Origin of the sequence: Segatella oulorum F0390, assembly GCF_000224615.1 — a bacterium.
Lineage (GTDB): Bacteria > Bacteroidota > Bacteroidia > Bacteroidales > Bacteroidaceae > Prevotella > Prevotella oulorum.
In genome coordinates this window covers 557908-573425 of sequence record NZ_JH114216.1, presented here as the reverse complement: position 1 = coordinate 573425, position 15518 = coordinate 557908, and the positions used below count along the sequence as shown (strand labels likewise).

The 15518-nt window shown below is 40.9% G+C and carries 17 protein-coding genes and 2 pseudogenes; 14 read left to right on the top strand and 5 right to left on the bottom strand.

Features of this window, described 5'->3' with window-relative positions; genetic code table 11:
- The coding region (locus tag HMPREF9431_RS08870) for an IS256 family transposase (protein ID WP_040561372.1) at positions 1–891 on the top strand (891 nt) is incomplete at its 5' end.
- 191 nt (positions 892–1082) lie between these two features.
- On the opposite strand, the gene HMPREF9431_RS08865 is transcribed toward HMPREF9431_RS08870, so the two are convergent.
- Positions 1083–1490: a nuclear transport factor 2 family protein gene (locus tag HMPREF9431_RS08865; RefSeq protein WP_004380905.1), complete on the bottom strand. Its 408-nt coding sequence runs from the start codon at positions 1488–1490 to the stop codon at positions 1083–1085.
- A 133-nt stretch (positions 1491–1623) separates the two neighbouring features.
- Here HMPREF9431_RS08865 and HMPREF9431_RS08860 point away from each other — a divergent pair, with 133 nt between their 5' ends.
- The gene (locus HMPREF9431_RS08860) at positions 1624–1938 is read left to right on the top strand and encodes a winged helix-turn-helix transcriptional regulator (RefSeq protein ID WP_004380904.1); all 315 of its coding nucleotides are present in this window, start codon (positions 1624–1626) and stop codon (positions 1936–1938) included.
- Positions 1939–2020: 82 nt separating this feature from the next.
- Positions 2021–2659 carry a RipA family octameric membrane protein gene (locus HMPREF9431_RS08855; protein WP_004380903.1) on the top strand — a complete coding sequence of 213 codons (639 nt, stop codon included), beginning with the start codon at positions 2021–2023 and terminating at the stop codon, positions 2657–2659.
- Positions 2660–2661: 2 nt separating this feature from the next.
- Here the strand turns inward: HMPREF9431_RS08855 and HMPREF9431_RS08845 are convergent.
- Positions 2662–3590 (bottom strand): annotated as a pseudogene (locus tag HMPREF9431_RS08845) (IS982 family transposase).
- Positions 3591–3719: 129 nt separating this feature from the next.
- Here HMPREF9431_RS08845 and HMPREF9431_RS08840 point away from each other — a divergent pair.
- From HMPREF9431_RS08840 to HMPREF9431_RS08785, 11 genes and pseudogenes are all read left to right on the top strand, one after another.
- Complete coding sequence (locus HMPREF9431_RS08840; protein WP_155813009.1) at positions 3720–3965, top strand: hypothetical protein; 246 nt, start codon at positions 3720–3722, stop codon at positions 3963–3965.
- A gap of 469 nt (positions 3966–4434) precedes the next feature.
- Positions 4435–4704 (top strand): hypothetical protein, encoded by a 270-nt coding sequence (locus tag HMPREF9431_RS08835; RefSeq protein ID WP_004380899.1) that lies wholly within the window; start codon positions 4435–4437, stop codon positions 4702–4704.
- A gap of 55 nt (positions 4705–4759) precedes the next feature.
- Positions 4760–5017, top strand: coding sequence for an acyl-phosphate glycerol 3-phosphate acyltransferase (locus HMPREF9431_RS12470; RefSeq protein ID WP_081463332.1), 258 nt, complete (start codon positions 4760–4762; stop codon positions 5015–5017).
- A 145-nt stretch (positions 5018–5162) separates the two neighbouring features.
- Positions 5163–5867: pseudogene (locus HMPREF9431_RS08830) on the top strand (IS5 family transposase); the annotation flags it as partial.
- Positions 5868–6098: 231 nt separating this feature from the next.
- Positions 6099–6578, top strand: a complete 480-nt coding sequence (locus HMPREF9431_RS08825; RefSeq protein WP_004380896.1) for an SMI1/KNR4 family protein — start codon at positions 6099–6101, stop codon at positions 6576–6578.
- 435 nt (positions 6579–7013) lie between these two features.
- Positions 7014–7502: a hypothetical protein gene (locus HMPREF9431_RS08815; protein ID WP_004380894.1), complete on the top strand. Its 489-nt coding sequence runs from the start codon at positions 7014–7016 to the stop codon at positions 7500–7502.
- 105 nt (positions 7503–7607) lie between these two features.
- Positions 7608–7796 (top strand): hypothetical protein, encoded by a 189-nt coding sequence (locus tag HMPREF9431_RS08810; RefSeq protein WP_040561365.1) that lies wholly within the window; start codon positions 7608–7610, stop codon positions 7794–7796.
- Positions 7793–8314, top strand: a complete 522-nt coding sequence (locus HMPREF9431_RS08805) for a hypothetical protein (protein ID WP_004380893.1) — start codon at positions 7793–7795, stop codon at positions 8312–8314. The genes HMPREF9431_RS08810 and HMPREF9431_RS08805 overlap by 4 nt, the downstream gene beginning before the upstream one ends.
- A 389-nt stretch (positions 8315–8703) precedes the next feature.
- Complete coding sequence (locus HMPREF9431_RS08795; protein ID WP_004380891.1) at positions 8704–9369, top strand: hypothetical protein; 666 nt, start codon at positions 8704–8706, stop codon at positions 9367–9369.
- A gap of 2 nt (positions 9370–9371) precedes the next feature.
- Positions 9372–9572: a hypothetical protein gene (locus HMPREF9431_RS08790; RefSeq protein ID WP_004380890.1), complete on the top strand. Its 201-nt coding sequence runs from the start codon at positions 9372–9374 to the stop codon at positions 9570–9572.
- Positions 9573–9610: 38 nt separating this feature from the next.
- Positions 9611–10270, top strand: coding sequence for a hypothetical protein (locus HMPREF9431_RS08785; protein ID WP_004380889.1), 660 nt, complete (start codon positions 9611–9613; stop codon positions 10268–10270).
- Positions 10271–10537: 267 nt separating this feature from the next.
- Here the strand turns inward: HMPREF9431_RS08785 and HMPREF9431_RS08780 are convergent, their stop codons facing one another.
- The 3 genes from HMPREF9431_RS08780 to HMPREF9431_RS08770 all read right to left on the bottom strand — a co-directional run bounded on the left by HMPREF9431_RS08780 (position 10538) and on the right by HMPREF9431_RS08770 (position 15509).
- A complete protein-coding gene (locus tag HMPREF9431_RS08780; protein ID WP_004380888.1) occupies positions 10538–11419 on the bottom strand; it encodes a ChaN family lipoprotein in 882 nt (293 codons plus the stop codon).
- A 2-nt stretch (positions 11420–11421) separates the two neighbouring features.
- Positions 11422–14196 carry a M16 family metallopeptidase gene (locus HMPREF9431_RS08775; protein ID WP_231287797.1) on the bottom strand — a complete coding sequence of 925 codons (2775 nt, stop codon included), beginning with the start codon at positions 14194–14196 and terminating at the stop codon, positions 11422–11424.
- A gap of 92 nt (positions 14197–14288) precedes the next feature.
- Entirely contained in the window at positions 14289–15509 is a 1221-nt protein-coding gene (locus tag HMPREF9431_RS08770) for a DUF4929 family protein (RefSeq protein WP_004380886.1), read from the bottom strand.
- Positions 15510–15518: the final 9 nt, after the last annotated feature.

Genomic DNA, 15518 nt, shown 5'->3' with positions numbered 1-15518 from the left:
ATTATAAACATGTATGCTTTTGGTACAAGTACTCGCGATATTAGCAAGTATTTCGAGCGTGAGTTTGATACCAAACTATCTGCAGAGACCATCAGTTCCATCACAGACAGAGTACTGCCTGAAATCAAGTCATGGCGTTCACGAATGCTTGATTCTGTATATGCAATATGCTGGCTGGATGCCATCCATTATAAGGTGAAGGACGAAACCGGACGTGCGGTCTCACGTGCCATTTACAACGTCTTAGGTATCAACAAGGAAGGCCACAAGGAACTTCTTGGTATGTATGTCTCCAAGAGTGAAGGCGCTAACTTCTGGTTAGAGGTTCTAAGCGACCTTCAGAACAGAGGTGTTCGGGATATACTGATATGCTGCATTGACGGTCTGAAAGGCTTTCCTGATGCTATACAGAGCGTATTCCCCAATACAAGTGTCCAACTCTATATTGTCCATCAAATACGCAACTCTATCAAACACGTTGGCAGTAAGCATCAAAGGGAGTTTCTCCGTGACCTTAAAACGGTATATGGTGCCGTTAGCAAAGAGACTGCAGAAACACAGTTAGACGCACTTGAGAGCAAGTGGGGAGAAATGTATCCCATCATCATAAAATCATGGCGTGACAACTGGGAACGCCTCACGGAATACTTCCAGTATACACCTGCGATACGTAAGCTGATATACACCACCAACACCGTTGAAGGCTACCACAGGCAAGTACGTAAGGTAACGAAGAACAAAGGAGTTTTCCCGTCCGATACTTCTCTCGAAAAGCTTGTGTATCTGGCATACCGGAACATACGTGAGAAGTGGACGATGCCACTTGCCAACTGGGCTCAGATATCACAACAATTAGCAATAAAATTTGGAGAACGTTTTGAAATCATGTAACTTTGCCTCGGAAGAAAGGCCCCTCAGCTGACTGGCACGATTAGAAATCGTGTTATCCAAATGAAGTAAAATATAAAGGATTAGAGCCTTGACACAGTTGAAATTACACTACCTTGCATCGCTTATTGCACATCCTACTTTTCTATTTCAAATTCGGCGTATAATAGCAATATCAAAAGGATTCTCTTTCATTAACAGCCTTGTGCTAAAGCTGTCCAAAAACGGTCTTCTTCGTCAATTCGTTCAGGGAAGAGCCAGACTTCCTTTATCAGACCATTCTCAAAGCGAAAGAGATCTACACCCTTCATCTCTATTGAATGCCCATTGGCTGATACCGCAAATCCAATTGCTGCTGTAACCAAGTCGCCATTGTCTGTAACATAATCCACTTGGTCAATGGCAAAAGTCCCATTACTTAGTTGAGCAATTCTTCCCAAATGGGCAAAGACATTCTGTTTGCCATTGTAAGTACCCGACAATGCACCTTGTCCCAGCTGATGCCATACTAAATCATCAGAGAGTAATGCTCCTACTGTTTCAAAATCACCCTGTGCCAAAGCGGTGTAAAATTGACGCACTTTTTCGATTTTCTTTTCCATAAAATGTATTTTTAAATTGTTGAAATCACTGCAAAATTATACCTTTGCACTATAATACACAAGTACATATAAAAATGTATGATACATACTATATTGTTAGTTTTACTGAATATCAACAAGAAAAAAGTTTGCTATGGAGAGAAAAAATTCAGATGAAGAATGTCCGGTAAGAAAATCAATGCAGATTTTTGCTGGTAAATGGACATTGCTCATCATTTTCCAAATCAATCACAGGATAATCCGTTACGGAGAACTCAAACGTGCCATTCCCGGAATCAGCGAGAAAATGCTTATCGATGAGTTGAAATTCCTGTGCGGTAAAGGACTAATTAAGAAAAAACAATATCCCGAAGTTCCTCCCAGAGTGGAATACTCCCTTACACCGTTTGGTGAGAAAGTGTTGCCGATTATCGACGAGATAGCCAAGTTCGGTATGGAGAATTTATAACTAAAAATTACTGTTAAAATTATATTGAAAATTTAAGTTGCAATTTATCAATCAATATGATTCTAAATTAAGATATATATGTATGATTGAATCAGAAAACATCAAAGAAAGGAAGAGAAAACTTGCTTTTGAAAAAGCTCACGAGATTAGGAAGTTTGAAATTGAACTTTATTGGAAACGAACTACTTATTTTTGGGCATTTATAGCCTTTTCCTTTGGAGCGTATATTGCTGTTGTATCTTCCGAAAGCAAAAAGTTTACCAATAGAGAAAACTACGCTTTCGTTATAACATGTATTGGCTTTATCTTTTCTCTAAGTTGGTATCTCGTAAATAGAGCCAGCAAGCATTGGCAAACCAATTGGGTGGTGATTATAGATGATTTAGAAGATGAATTCACAGGAGATTTGATGAAAAGACATATAGAGAATAATAACAAATGGTACGAATTGACATTATCGTATAGATATTCTGTTTCAAGGATCAACCAGATTATAAGCCTCTTTATTACCATTGTATGGGTTATCTTGATGTGTTTTTCAGGTTATCAAGTTCTCAGTATTTCCACATTCTCCTTATCAGGAAACTGGATGTTTCCTATATTCTTTATTGTCACAATCGCTTTCTTTGTTATCCTTGTAAAATGGGGAAAGTCTGAAAAGCCAAAGGAAAAGGTTACTCTTAATCGAAAATCGCCCAAAGAATACTCGAGTTCGGGATAAGATCAGTATGCAAACAGTTCTAACTGCTTTGATTTTTCGACATAAACAGGTAGAGCCTCAGGTTTATTGTCAAAAAAGCAATAGGAGGTGAGGGCAGAACATAGATTCATGATAAAGTTATGTATCGAGCGATGTCGCGAGTGTACGAGGTTGGCTTTATTCTTCAAAAGTTCATTGATGCACTCGATGATATAGCGTTTTCTTAACATTATCTTATCCCACATCGGCATCAGCTTGTTCTTCATTTTAGCCTTTAGGCCATGAACGAGCCCAGAATACCTTGGCCGAATAGGCTTTCGAAGAGTTCTTGCTTAATATATCCTCTGTCAGCAAAGACCTTCCCATAGAGCACCTTTGTAAATACATTCCACACCCTGCTATCCCTGTCATCCACGTTGGCCCCTGTAAGACAGAATGTGATTACCTCACCCGAATCATTGCAAAGCAGGTAAAGTTTGAAGCCATGAAACCAGCCCATAGTCCCTGTTCCGTTCTTGGCGAGCCCCGAAAAGACCTTGTTGAAATACCTTCTTACGTTGTGGCATACGGGGATCATTGTGCTGTCAACGAACGTTATCCCCGTACACTTGCCGAAAGCATAGAGCCTTATGAAGAGCATCATTTTGCAGAATACACAAGGCATGAGCTCTACAAAGCGATTATAGGATACCGCATGGGGGAACTCTTTGTGGAAGCAGCCGCGGATGCAATTCTGATAATACTCCTTAAAATTGCGATAGGTACCGAAATGATAGCATATAAGAATCGTCATCACCTCACTTTCGGAAAGCCTTCCTTTACGATTTCTGTAACGTTTTCCATTGCCATTCTGGTTGGGTAAATGCAGGTTTTTCTTCAGCTCACCATTCAAATTTTTGTCAAACTCATCGATAATACAGAATATTTCAGTAACTTTGTCCTTGGTAATCATCGCCATATTTGTTTTATAAGTTACTGTTTCACAACTATAAAGTTACAAAATAATAGCGAGATTAATAACTTTTTTGACAATTTTCTTATCCCGAACTCGCGTATCTTTTAATGTATGAAGAAAAGGATAATGACAATCATGTTAATCAAAATACTCAGACATGATTTTGGGTTCTATAACTCAACATTTAAATGGGATGCTTTGCCATCACCAATAGATACTTCTTTTGAGTATTTATTACCTATATTGGAACAGTGGGAAGAACAAGGACTTATCAGATTATTCAAAATAGATAACGAACAAATGATAGAGGTGCTGAAACCACCAAGCATGAAGCAAATCACTCACATAAAAAAAGACCTATCAAAAGAATAAGGGAAATTCACAAAATGAACAAAACAGAAACAAAAGAATTTCTATGCAAATTAGAGTTTCTCTATAGAAATTTGGAAAGCGAGTGATCTATACTTTTCAAACGATAGAAATGTTCAGAAGTTCTTGAAAAAATATCTATTGGTTTTTGAAGAAAAGAGTTTAGTGAAAATTATCAAAAATAATAAATTTAGAATAACGAATTTACCATCGAGTATGATGTCGTCAATCTTATAATGAGACAAATACGAATAGTAAATTTGAAAATATGTGGACAGCTTTCGCTATCAATCCATCAGAATATTTATTTCTCATAGTAGTGTTGCCTATAATAAATTTATAATCAATAAGTTAAAAACGAAGTAAAAATATTAAAATGAGCAGCAGCAATCTTCATATTAAAAAATTAAATTAACACGAATGACAAATCTAAAAACAGGAGAAGTCATAAATTTTAAATAATACATAAGTTATGAAACGTAGTAGGTTAATAATAATAATAATAAATTATATTTATCACGATAATATTTATTTGGTGTCTCCAATTGTTGATTGGAATTTATTAGATGTGCTAAATAAAAATATTCGAAATAATTATAAAAAAATTAGACCCATTTTGTTGAAATGGCAGGAAAATGGATACATAAAATTAATAGAAGATGACGACATTGTTTTTTCTTTTATTCCAGAGAAATTACCATCAAAAGAAAAACTAATAGAAGAGAGCCTGAATTTCAAATAATGATTGATAAGAATGGTGAACTTGAAAACAGGTAGAACAATAACATTAAAATAAAATGAAGAGAATAAAAATTGTTAGTTTATTGGCAACTTATATTTGTCATGATCCATTTGCATATAGCCCTATCTGTACATGGGATAGCTTTCCTCCAATTATATATACAGAAAGGGAAAGAATACTTCCTGTATTAAAAGAATGGGAGCATAAAGGATATTTAACTTTAATATATAATGAGAAAATAGCCTTTGTCCTTAACGTAGAAAAATTACCATCAAAAGAAAAACTAATAGAAGACAGTCGTAATGTTAAATAAAGAATTGTAGAAGTAGAAAAGGAATTAACGAAAAAAGTATGGGACTTTGCCTATAGCTGCTTTATTTGTTCAAAGACAATTCGAGACCTCTGCAAAACTCTTCCTACAATTTGTCTTTCTTAAATATTCTTTGTACCTTTATCGTATGAAACAGAAGCTATCCTCTCCAAGTTTTGCTGACCTATTCCTTGGGCAAAGAAAGGTCAAGCAGACATTCTTTTCACAAATAAATACAGTCATTGATTGGGCGCCTATTCGTGCTATAATAGAAGTGGCTTATACGAAAGGTTATAAGTCTACCGGCCGGCCCAGCTATAACTGCCTTGTTTTATTCAAGATTGAATTACTTCGTACCTGGTATGGTCTGAGTGACGGAGAAGTTGAAGAGAAGGTTAACGACCGCCTGTCTTTTAGCCGTTTTGCAGGTCTTGGCATGGAAGATATCGTTCCTGACAGTACTACAGTGTGCCGTTTTCGCAACGTTCTTGTTGAAGCAGATTTGTATGATACGCTTCTTGAGGAGTTTAACAGGCAATTGGAAGCTAAAGGAATCATTGTAAAGCGTGGTGCCATTGTTGATGCCAGCATTACGAATATTCCCCGTCGCCCCCGTGGAGGTAAGAGCTATGAGGTCGTTGAGGATAGAAAAGAGGATGAGAACATGGAAGCTTCGGAGAAAGCCATGCTCAAAGAAATTGTCAAGCCTAACGTAGACACAGAAGCCCGTTGGGTAAAGAAGATGGGAAAGCTCCACTTCGGTTACAAGCGCCACACGGTAACGGATGAGAATGGAATGGTGCTTGCCGAGGAAACAACAGCTGCCAATGAAAGTGATATGAAACACTTAGAACATGCGCAGCATATTATGGAATCCGTTGCCTGCAACTTATACCGAACGCCAGGGGGTTATTGTGTCAAATTGTATCAGATAAGGGGAAAATACACCGATAAAAGATTATTATCTACTCAAACAGTAACCTCCAACGGCATCTTTTGGTCAAAAATATTCATTCTTCTAAGAGTATATGGGTGAAAATTGAGAGGTGGTAGGTTTTGCAGAGGTCTCTAAATGATTAGAGTTATGATTTATAAGCAGTTAAAAAAATATGTATTGCCAAATGAAAATGATAGGAAAAAAGAAATATATAAAAATTTCAAACATCATTTTTTTCCTATTTCTGATTCTGAAATTGAATTAGTGAAGAAAGAAATAGAAATACCTTTCGAGTTGGAATTTTTTTATAGACATATAGGTTATGGTTTCTTTTTCCAAAATAATAAGGATAATAGTGATAGGCTATTAGATGCAATTAGTTTTAAACAAATTAATCTTAGACAGGACTATTATAAGTATGATCCAGATATGGAATTGTATAATAGTTCTATTTTTCGAAACAAGTATATTTTTTTTGAATTGTGTGAAGGAACTTATCTACATATTGATAAAAAAGCAATAGGTAGCCAAAATGCTATTTATTTTTTCGAAAGAAAGATTGCAAACTCGTTAGAGGATTTTTTACTCCGCTTTAATACAGAAGGACATTATTTTGAATATGGTTGAATTTGACGATACTGTATATTAATTATATGGGGTCTATTAATTCCAATAGTTTAATATGGAAGTTTTAGCAAGGTAAAATCAAGTATCATCATGGTATAATAAAATATCAGATAAGGAAAATGAATAACGGTAATATTCCATTTCATTCAATAGTAACATTGCTTTTTACAGTTTTGCTATCGTCTTGCCTCAAGGAGATTGCTGTTCCAATCGAGTCTGCATTCTCAATCGAATCATCGGAAGATAAAACCTCTCCTAGCACATGGTTTTACATCAGGTAATAATGGGAGATTAGGTGTTCCAAAATGGAAGTTGGTCAAAGACGCAGAATTTAGTGAGGGGGCAGAACTTTGGGAAGTTTTCAATGATGGAAGAGAAACGCTGCGAGCAGTGTATAAAGATGGAAAGTTTAATACAATAAAATAATTTTGTTATATGGTTTTAAAGGATGTTAGTTATTTAAAGAGGGGCAATTATATATATATATATGGGCATTGGTTGAATATGGAATTTAGCCAGGAGTTTGATACCCCCTATTGGAAGATTTTTACTAAAAATGATTTCTTTTTAAAATTAGGGTTTAGGAAAGAAAATAATTATTATAAGCTATATATTCCGTATGGACGTAGTTATGAGTATTCTGCATTCTATAAATATTGTTATTGTAAATATCAAGGAGGGAAATATACTCCGAATACGGTTGTGTCAGATGGTAATATCATCCTATTCCCAGATTTGGAAACTCAGACATGCTTATTAGGATTTTTAGATAATGGAGATCATTATATAGAAATCCCATACAAAAAGTTTATTGAAGAAGTAACTGACATTTGGGAAGAACGTACCCCCATTGAGGGTTTCAAATTCGATACAGAGCCAATCGTTTATCTTAAAAAAGATGGCGTATGGTTGGTAGAGCATTAAAAATAAATATGAAGGAAATGATCAAATAAAGCAAAATGAATAGCAGTAATCCGATTTAAATCAGAAGATGCCCCGCAGATACTTGTCATCCCTACTTCAGAAGATATGGATTATCCATTTACAGCACATGGTTTTACTGCTGGAACTAATAGACGAATAGGAGTACTTGAGTTCTGTACAACATCTCCCATCAAGATTGAAGTTGGTTCTGAGATCTGGAAAATATCACGCGATGGTAAGCAAACTTTATATGCAATAATGGGCAAAAGTAAATTTGAAATTATTGAAAAATGAAGATAAAAATAACAAGAACCTCTCGAGTTTTATTTGAGGGGAAAGATTTGGCTTTAGCCAGCTATTATGATTATAACAAAAAAAAGAGGTATTGGATTATTTTTTCTGAAAATTCCATTTCTGTAGAAAATGGAAAACAGACAAATAATGATTTCGAACTATGGTTAGAACAAGGTAAGAGGTATCCATATTCTGCCTATGAAAGTCGCATGTATTGCATTTACTTGGGATACAAGTATGATATTGAGAATATATGGCATGGATTATTCATACTATATCCAAACGAACGTAAAACGAGAAGATATTTGAAGTTATATGATCATGATGATAGCCGAATAGAAGTTCCTTATGAGGAATTCATCGCTTCTTCTCCAATTATTTGGGAAGAGCGAAAGCCTATCTCTGATTTTGTTTTTGATGTTGAACCGCTGGTTTATTTATTCAAAGACAATTCATATATTGAAGAGAATCTGCATGGTGCATGGTATAACAAAACATCAAATAAGCAAAATGAATAACGGTAATGTATTGTCTCAAAGAGACTGCTGTTCCAATCGAGTCTGCACTCTCAATCGAATCATCGGAAAGCGAGGCTTTACTTGTAATGATTCAACTAAAGCATTTAAAATTGTTGAGGTAATAAAGGAGAGTGAGGCATGGTTCAAAAAGATAAGAGAAGGCATTGCATTCAACAAGGCGTGTACCAAGTTCTATCCTTACAGGTCTATTTAAATTGAACAGGTTTGAATAAAGGTATCTTCGAGGTTAACCAAGGGCGTGACTTAAAAGGGGAAATGATTCTCGAGGTGCCTGTGCAAAAGAAGCCAATCCCACAAAATGTGATAAACTATGCAGATAAGCTTCGCATAAAAATCAGAAATACGAATAATAAATTATATAATTAGTTATGAAGACAATATTTAATAGTACTTGGGTAGGTAATCATATTTGTACAGAAGAAACCACCCTATTCCAATTAGATAGCTACAACAAAACTCGCTATTCTCGTCGCAAGAAGAAAGAGGGGCTGTTGGAGCTTGCTTCTCGCGAAGCTCACGAGAAACAAGAGGTTTACTTTGCAACGATACTCAATGATGATGGTAGCCCTTACTGTGCTATTGAGTCCAATGTGGGATACTTTGGGGTAGACTTTTTAGGAGAGGATCTTGACAATTATCTCATCTATACGTTTAGAGACTTCACACAAGAAGGGAAGACGTTATTCTTGGATACCATTAGGCTACAACCCAAGAATCCGCAAGACTATGATACGATCTATAGCTTTATGTTTTACTTTAATGAGGATAAAACATGGGGAGTCGTGAAATATAAGGGAGGTGTAGGCACGTGGAGTGAGTGTACCGAGACATCGGAGTTTCCTCTCTCTGAAGAGGACTATTCCAAACTTTGTCTAACCTACCCTGCGTTCGGTGAATATGACCAGCTCATACGCCTGGATCGTATTCCGATGGTCATTCGAGAGACGATATTAGAAGTCACAGATAAGGAGTTTCCGGCATTTAGGCAGTATCTCCAGCGAGACATCGCACGCTATCAACAGACTAAGAAGTAAAGATGCTCGCATTCAACAAGGCACGTGCCAAGTTCTATCCTTATAATGAGATTTATTTAGAAGCACCGAAGAAAGCTATAAATCTACCAGAAGGGGCTCCTACAAAGCATCAGTATGTGAGGCTGGATTCATATAACCCTCACACAGGCGAGATTGTTTCTCGTAAGTATACCCAGCTTAGCGAGGTGTCCTCAAAGGAATAAATAAAGATTCGAGATACTAACAATCATATATACAACAAATGAAAACTCTACTCAATCGTTGGAATACGATATGGCTTCGTCCATTAACGGATGGAGAAGCACTTAAAGTCTTGGATGACTACAACAAAACTCGTTACTCCCGCCGCAAGAAGAAAGAGGGGCTGTTGGAGCTTGCTTCTCGTGAAGCCCACGAGAAGCAAGAGGTCTACTTTGCAACGATACTCAATGATGACGGTAGTCCTTATTGCGCCATTGAGTCTAATGCGGGGTACTTTGGACTGGACTTCCTGAGAGAAAACTACGATAACTACTTGCTATATGAGTATAGGGAATATTGCGGTAAGCTATTTCTAGAGGTCATTCTCCTGTACGAATGTTACCCTGGGACGAATGAGAAGATGAGACGTATAGACTTCTCATATACCCACCAAGGAGGATTCTCAACTGTCATCTATCAAGGTGTGATGATTGAGGGCACTTATGAGGAAATCACAGCAGAGCATCCCCCCATCTCAAAAGAGGAGCTGGAGAAGCTTTGGGTAGATTATCCCAAGTTCGGTGAATATGACCAACTCATACGCTTGGATCGCATTCCTTTGCAGGCTCGGGAACGTATTCTTGAGTATACGGACAAGGAGTTCCCAGCTTTCCGAGAGTATCTTCAGCGTGATATTGAATGTTATCAGAAGGCAAAATAGTAAGCTATTTGTTGTAGTTGACATTCCATCAAGAATGTCGTATAATTCCATCACTCCTATGATAAAAGTAATAAGAATGATAAATAGCACCCTCTTTTGTCTTATTTTCTCCCTGATTGAAGCGGGAAGGCGGGCAGTAGACCTATCACTCGGCTAAAAGTGCAGCAGGCTACTCAAAAAACGGACAACAGAACGACCGAGCAACCCACAAACAAAATCTGTACAGCTGCTCATAAACCGATTGGGGATTTATATTAAATGCCCTGCTTAATACGACGTCGTCATATCCTCGGGCACGCAAATATAATAATCGGCAATGCCTTGATAGGCCTCATCCAAGTGCGAAATGTCCTCCTGTCGCACGGCTCTCACCACCACATATCGCACCCCCGGCTTATATGTTAACAGATAAGGGATGATGCCTTCACGGCTATCCGAATGGAAATTCCCATTGAAATGAATCAACTTTCCCGGAAGATTTTGGGCAATTCTCCAGGCCATCGTAGCGTCTTTGATGGCCTGCGCCTCGGCAATGCGGTGCGGATCGGCATTTTTATTCTTCCCCATCATCCCCATGAGTGCAAAGCCCTGCTCAACATTTTCATTTGATTGAAAGTGGATAGGCAACGGTGCCATGTAACTTTTTGCTTCGGTTGAGAACGAATCCAAATAGGCAAGACCATGGTTTTTCACGGCGGTGGCATAACGACGCGGCACATTTGTGGCAACAACGGGCACGTGATGTTCGCGCGCAAAGCCAATCAAACCTGCGTAATCGGTACTGTAATTGGGCCACAAGCGCGCTTCATCCTCAAATCGTTCGCCCGTAATCTTCCCCTGAAGATACTCATTTAAGATGAGTTGATTGTCACTTTCAAACATTTCCAAGCCCATTTTCAACTGCGCTCCGTGCACATTGTAAAGACTTTCCAGCAACTTTTGCTCCATCCAATGGGTAATGACACAGTTATGTATCTCGCCAATGAAAACCACATCCGCCTTGGAAAGATTCTTAACGAGCTGCTCATAACTGATTGATTTACCCTTGTTGTCATAAAGACGATAGGCTTCCGGCTGATGCTGTGCCGACACATTGACTGTCATAAACACCGCCATGAGCAGCCAAATCATTCTGAATTTCTTTGTCATTTTTATTGTTTTTGTGATTTATAGATCACTATCCTTCGGTTCCAATCCAACATACTGCTGGCCATTTCCCGCACCATCTCGGGCGTAATGCTTCCCAAGCAGGCGCCATAATCATTGAAATCGCTCAACGATTCGCCATTTTTCACCAACGACATCAGGGTTGTTTTCCACTCTGCGGGTGCCTTGTCATTGAGTATTTTGTCCTTGGTCACGAGGAAAGAGCGTTTCAGTTTCTCGAGTTCGGCAGTGCAAACAGGTTGCGTCTTCAACTCTTCGAGCATACCTTTCAGCAGTTCTTCCGCCCGTTTACGGTTCTCATCTTTCAACGAAAGTGTCACCATGAAATGGTATTTCTGCTGCGGAATGCCACTGTAATACATGTCAACATAGGGCGAATAGACGATATTTTCACGCTCACGCAACACTTGCAGCACGCGGTCTTGCAACACATCGCGCATCAATTTCATGGTCAACGAAGCCTGAAGCGAAGGCTTATAGTTGCCCGCAAACACATAATGCGCCACCGTCTGATGGTCGTTTCCGCCTTCGAAGCCCTTCACAAAGACTTTGTTTTCCCTCTTGAACGGTTCTTCTTTACGAGGCAAAGGCTCTGCCTGGGGCACCATCTGCGAGAAGGTTGCAATGGCTTTCGCCGTCACATCGGCCTCATCAAAGTTGCCTGTTAGAATGATTGTGAGCTGCGATGGATTGGCAAACAAGCGTTTGTAATAGTGCGTAAGCGTGTCGATATTCAGGGTTTCCAAAGCAGCTTTCATGGCACAATCCTTGTTCATTGCTCCCCCATCGCCCACCAAAGAGTCGATGGTGTTGGTCATTAAGCGGTCGGCATCGTGTGCCAACAGCCTGTCAAGGAGCGTCGTTTTGCCTGCATTGGCTTGTTCATTGGCCACACACTCGGAAAAATCCTGACGATTAATGCCTGGGAAACACAACTTTTCGTACACCAAATTAAACAGCTCCGTGGCTTTCTTTGCCGGCGAAGAGGCCAACAACTGATGCCAAAACGCATCCTCACCCACGGTCATTGACAGTTGTTCTTGGGTCATCACCGAGAGCAAGGTGTCACTCGTTACCTTGGCTAAACCGCCCATATCCACATAGCTCACTGCATCATGATACTTTAAAAGTGCTGCAGGAGGGAGGTCAGCCGTGCCACCTCGTCCCACAACTGCCAAGAAAAGCGTGTGGTCTTCGTCCATGGTGGGACGCACTAACAACCTGATTCCATTGGTAAGCTGCACATCGTTAAGCCCCAGTTCAGGCCATCGCCGTTGGCTTTTCACGCTTCCCGGCTTCACTTTGGCCGGCGTTTTCAAACACAAAGGCAAGGCCACAGTGTCGTTTTCGACCACGATATGCCGATCGATATAGGGCACTATTGGGCGTCGCCAGCCCTGTTCCCACGCTTCATCAGCCCGCTGAGCAGTGAGTAGTGTATCGTTTTGCCCGCCCGTTGCAACGGTATAGGCATACAACCGACTACGTTTCATGGCGCGAAGTAGCCTTTTCAAAAGCGTTTGCAGTTGCCGACTCGTGGTCGCAGCCACCTGTTTGCGCACCCATTCCACATCGTTGGCATCGCGAAGCGGACGGTCGCCAGCCGTGATATAGTCGATGAAATCATCACATAAATCGGCCGAAAGATGCTGAGCCGTGTCGGGTTGCAACTGTGCCAAACGTGCATCGATGAGCCTTTGCAGCTCGTTTGCATCCAAAGGCAACTGCAACAATCGTCTGCATTCATTGCCGACACTGGCTAATTGCTGCGCCAAATGGTTTGCTGATGCCCCGCGAAGGGCTACCACAAAATGGTCCTTGTCGGCCAAATACCAATTATTCGACACGTCACCGCGTACACTATCGGCCGCCAAACGGTTTGAAAGGCATTGCACCAGCATACGCATGCGTTGCTTGTCGACAGCATCTTGCAGTGTCTTTCCCGCAAAAGTGGTATGCGGAATGATGAGTTCCAGCTTGCTTTCACGCTGCAAGCTGTCGGTAATCTGCATCCAAGAGGCACCTCGGGCATAGGTCAACGGCACGCATCGGACGGTCCCTTCGCCGCTTTTCCTTGGAATGGTGCCCACCGTTTCGCGCAGTTTGGCAATCACCTCCTCGGCCTTTACCTGCCCGATGACCAACACCGTGGCATGCGATGGCGTGTACCAACGTTCGTAATAGGCGCGCAATCGCCGGCTGTCAATGCGGTTAATGTCGCTCGATGTGCCCAAGGGAAGCCGCTCAGCATAGCGGCCATGCCCAATCTTCAAAGCGTAAAAGTCGTCGTTTTGCTGATAGCTGCGCAACTCTTCGATAATCACACCGCGCTCTTTTCTAACGCGATCGCTATCGAAAGAAATAGCACAGAGCCAGTCGCGCAGAACTAAAAAAGTGGAATCGAGCACGCTGTCGTGGGCTGAATGATGGGGTAACGAGAGCCAGTAAATCGTGCGATCGAAGCCCGTAAAAGCATTGATGTCACGGCCAAATTTCATGCCTTGCCGCTCGAAATAGTCGATAAGCCCACGCTTTGGAAAGTGTTTCGTGCCGATAAAGGCACTGTGTTCCAAGAAGTGAGCACCTCCGCGCTGGTCGTTTTCCTCCTGCAACGACCCCACATTCATGACCAATCTCACCTCAATACTGTGTTTCGGAAGCCCGTTGGGCACTATGATGTAGCGCAGCCCATTGTCAAATTGTCCTTCAACGGTGCCTTTTGGCAATGTAATATATGCCTCTTTATGGTGTAAAATCATTGCTTTTACACCATAAAGAGGCATACATTGCAGCATAATAACGCCCAAAAAAAGACGGCGTAAAAGCTTTTTCTGCATACAATAAATGCTTCTTAGGGGTGCATGGTGTAGACAACACGCACCTGTTCGTAACCATTTCCGTCGGCGAAGTCCCATGGGAAGACAAACGACAGCTTGCCCTTTTCGAAATCAACCGATGCCGAAGGAGCCACCCAATCGCTCGGATTGTGGCCAAAAGTATCGCTATCAATGGCACTTACGCCCAAAAACTTATTGGGATCCAGCGAGCCTCCCATCATCAGGAAGTCGTCATCGATGGTGTATCCCACCAAGTTTCCACCCTCTTCAATCTCGACAATGGTGCCCTTTGCTTTCTCTTCCAACAGCCTGTTCCATGCAGAGTAGTTGTAAGCAAAGGGTAATCCGGCCACTTTGTCGCCATAAACATCTTCTTTCTCGCCCACAAAGGTGACAGCTTTGCTCACGGGATTGAAGGCAATCCCATCCAAAGATGCCTCGAAAGTCTCCTTACGCTCGTCGTAATGAATGGCTTTCACGGCTGCCTTTCCATAGGGGGTATTCATAAAAAACTCGTTGTCGTCGACCGTTTTGCGCTTCAACACATCATATAAGAAGGTGGTTAATCCCATAGGGTTGCTCAAAAGTTTCAGTTTGGGATGGTCAACTGTAGCATCATCGCTCAACGTTATCACACTGTAACCCTTGTAAACGCGTTGCCCTTGCCCTTGAAAGAAGCCTTCTTTATCGGCGTTATTGAACGTGATGGTGGTTTCTACGGGAATCTTTCCCAACAAACGGCTCAGGTTGATGCCATATTTCGTCTGCACATCGGCAATCAACTGCAACTGTGTTGGCGTCAGGAGGGGTACGTCAGCATCCGGATTCATCGTGATTTGAGCACCTTTTCCAAAGCCCTTGATGAGCGGATTGGAAGCCGAAGCCACTTGCACGGTCACCACTTGAGGCGTTGCAAGCAAATGCTTTCCATTCGATTTCACGCGGAGGACTACCTCTTTCTGACCGGGATTGAAAACCAACTCATCGTTATCGGCATGCAAAATGGCCTTTTCATTGCCCATGAAAGACAACTTTACCGACTCGCGTTGCTGAGGCGCAAAGGCAATCATCGCATGCACAAAGATGCTTGCTGTGTCGTCTTCTGACAGGATTGCGTTGCCCGGAATGGTCAATTCCACACCGTTGGTCATGGTTTCTTGGGGTGCATCTTGTGCCTGACAGCCTGCCAAAACGCATGCTATAGCTGCAAGAAGCGTATTCAATATATGTTTCATCTGTTTGTT

Bases quoted from the DNA above. Each gene is read 5' to 3' on its own strand.
- HMPREF9431_RS08865 (WP_004380905.1), bottom strand. From the start codon at position 1,490: ATGGAAAAGAAAATCGAAAAAGTGCGTCAATTTTACACCGCTTTGGCA.
- HMPREF9431_RS08860 (WP_004380904.1), top strand. From the start codon at position 1,624: ATGGAGAGAAAAAATTCAGATGAAGAATGTCCGGTAAGAAAATCAATG.
- HMPREF9431_RS08855 (WP_004380903.1), top strand. From the start codon at position 2,021: ATGATTGAATCAGAAAACATCAAAGAAAGGAAGAGAAAACTTGCTTTT.
- HMPREF9431_RS08840 (WP_155813009.1), top strand. From the start codon at position 3,720: ATGACAATCATGTTAATCAAAATACTCAGACATGATTTTGGGTTCTAT.
- HMPREF9431_RS08835 (WP_004380899.1), top strand. From the start codon at position 4,435: ATGAAACGTAGTAGGTTAATAATAATAATAATAAATTATATTTATCAC.
- HMPREF9431_RS12470 (WP_081463332.1), top strand. From the start codon at position 4,760: ATGAAGAGAATAAAAATTGTTAGTTTATTGGCAACTTATATTTGTCAT.
- HMPREF9431_RS08825 (WP_004380896.1), top strand. From the start codon at position 6,099: ATGATTTATAAGCAGTTAAAAAAATATGTATTGCCAAATGAAAATGAT.
- HMPREF9431_RS08815 (WP_004380894.1), top strand. From the start codon at position 7,014: ATGGTTTTAAAGGATGTTAGTTATTTAAAGAGGGGCAATTATATATAT.
- HMPREF9431_RS08810 (WP_040561365.1), top strand. From the start codon at position 7,608: ATGGATTATCCATTTACAGCACATGGTTTTACTGCTGGAACTAATAGA.
- HMPREF9431_RS08805 (WP_004380893.1), top strand. From the start codon at position 7,793: ATGAAGATAAAAATAACAAGAACCTCTCGAGTTTTATTTGAGGGGAAA.
- HMPREF9431_RS08795 (WP_004380891.1), top strand. From the start codon at position 8,704: ATGAAGACAATATTTAATAGTACTTGGGTAGGTAATCATATTTGTACA.
- HMPREF9431_RS08790 (WP_004380890.1), top strand. From the start codon at position 9,372: ATGCTCGCATTCAACAAGGCACGTGCCAAGTTCTATCCTTATAATGAG.
- HMPREF9431_RS08785 (WP_004380889.1), top strand. From the start codon at position 9,611: ATGAAAACTCTACTCAATCGTTGGAATACGATATGGCTTCGTCCATTA.
- HMPREF9431_RS08780 (WP_004380888.1), bottom strand. From the start codon at position 11,419: ATGACAAAGAAATTCAGAATGATTTGGCTGCTCATGGCGGTGTTTATG.
- HMPREF9431_RS08775 (WP_231287797.1), bottom strand. From the start codon at position 14,196: ATGATTTTACACCATAAAGAGGCATATATTACATTGCCAAAAGGCACC.
- HMPREF9431_RS08770 (WP_004380886.1), bottom strand. From the start codon at position 15,509: ATGAAACATATATTGAATACGCTTCTTGCAGCTATAGCATGCGTTTTG.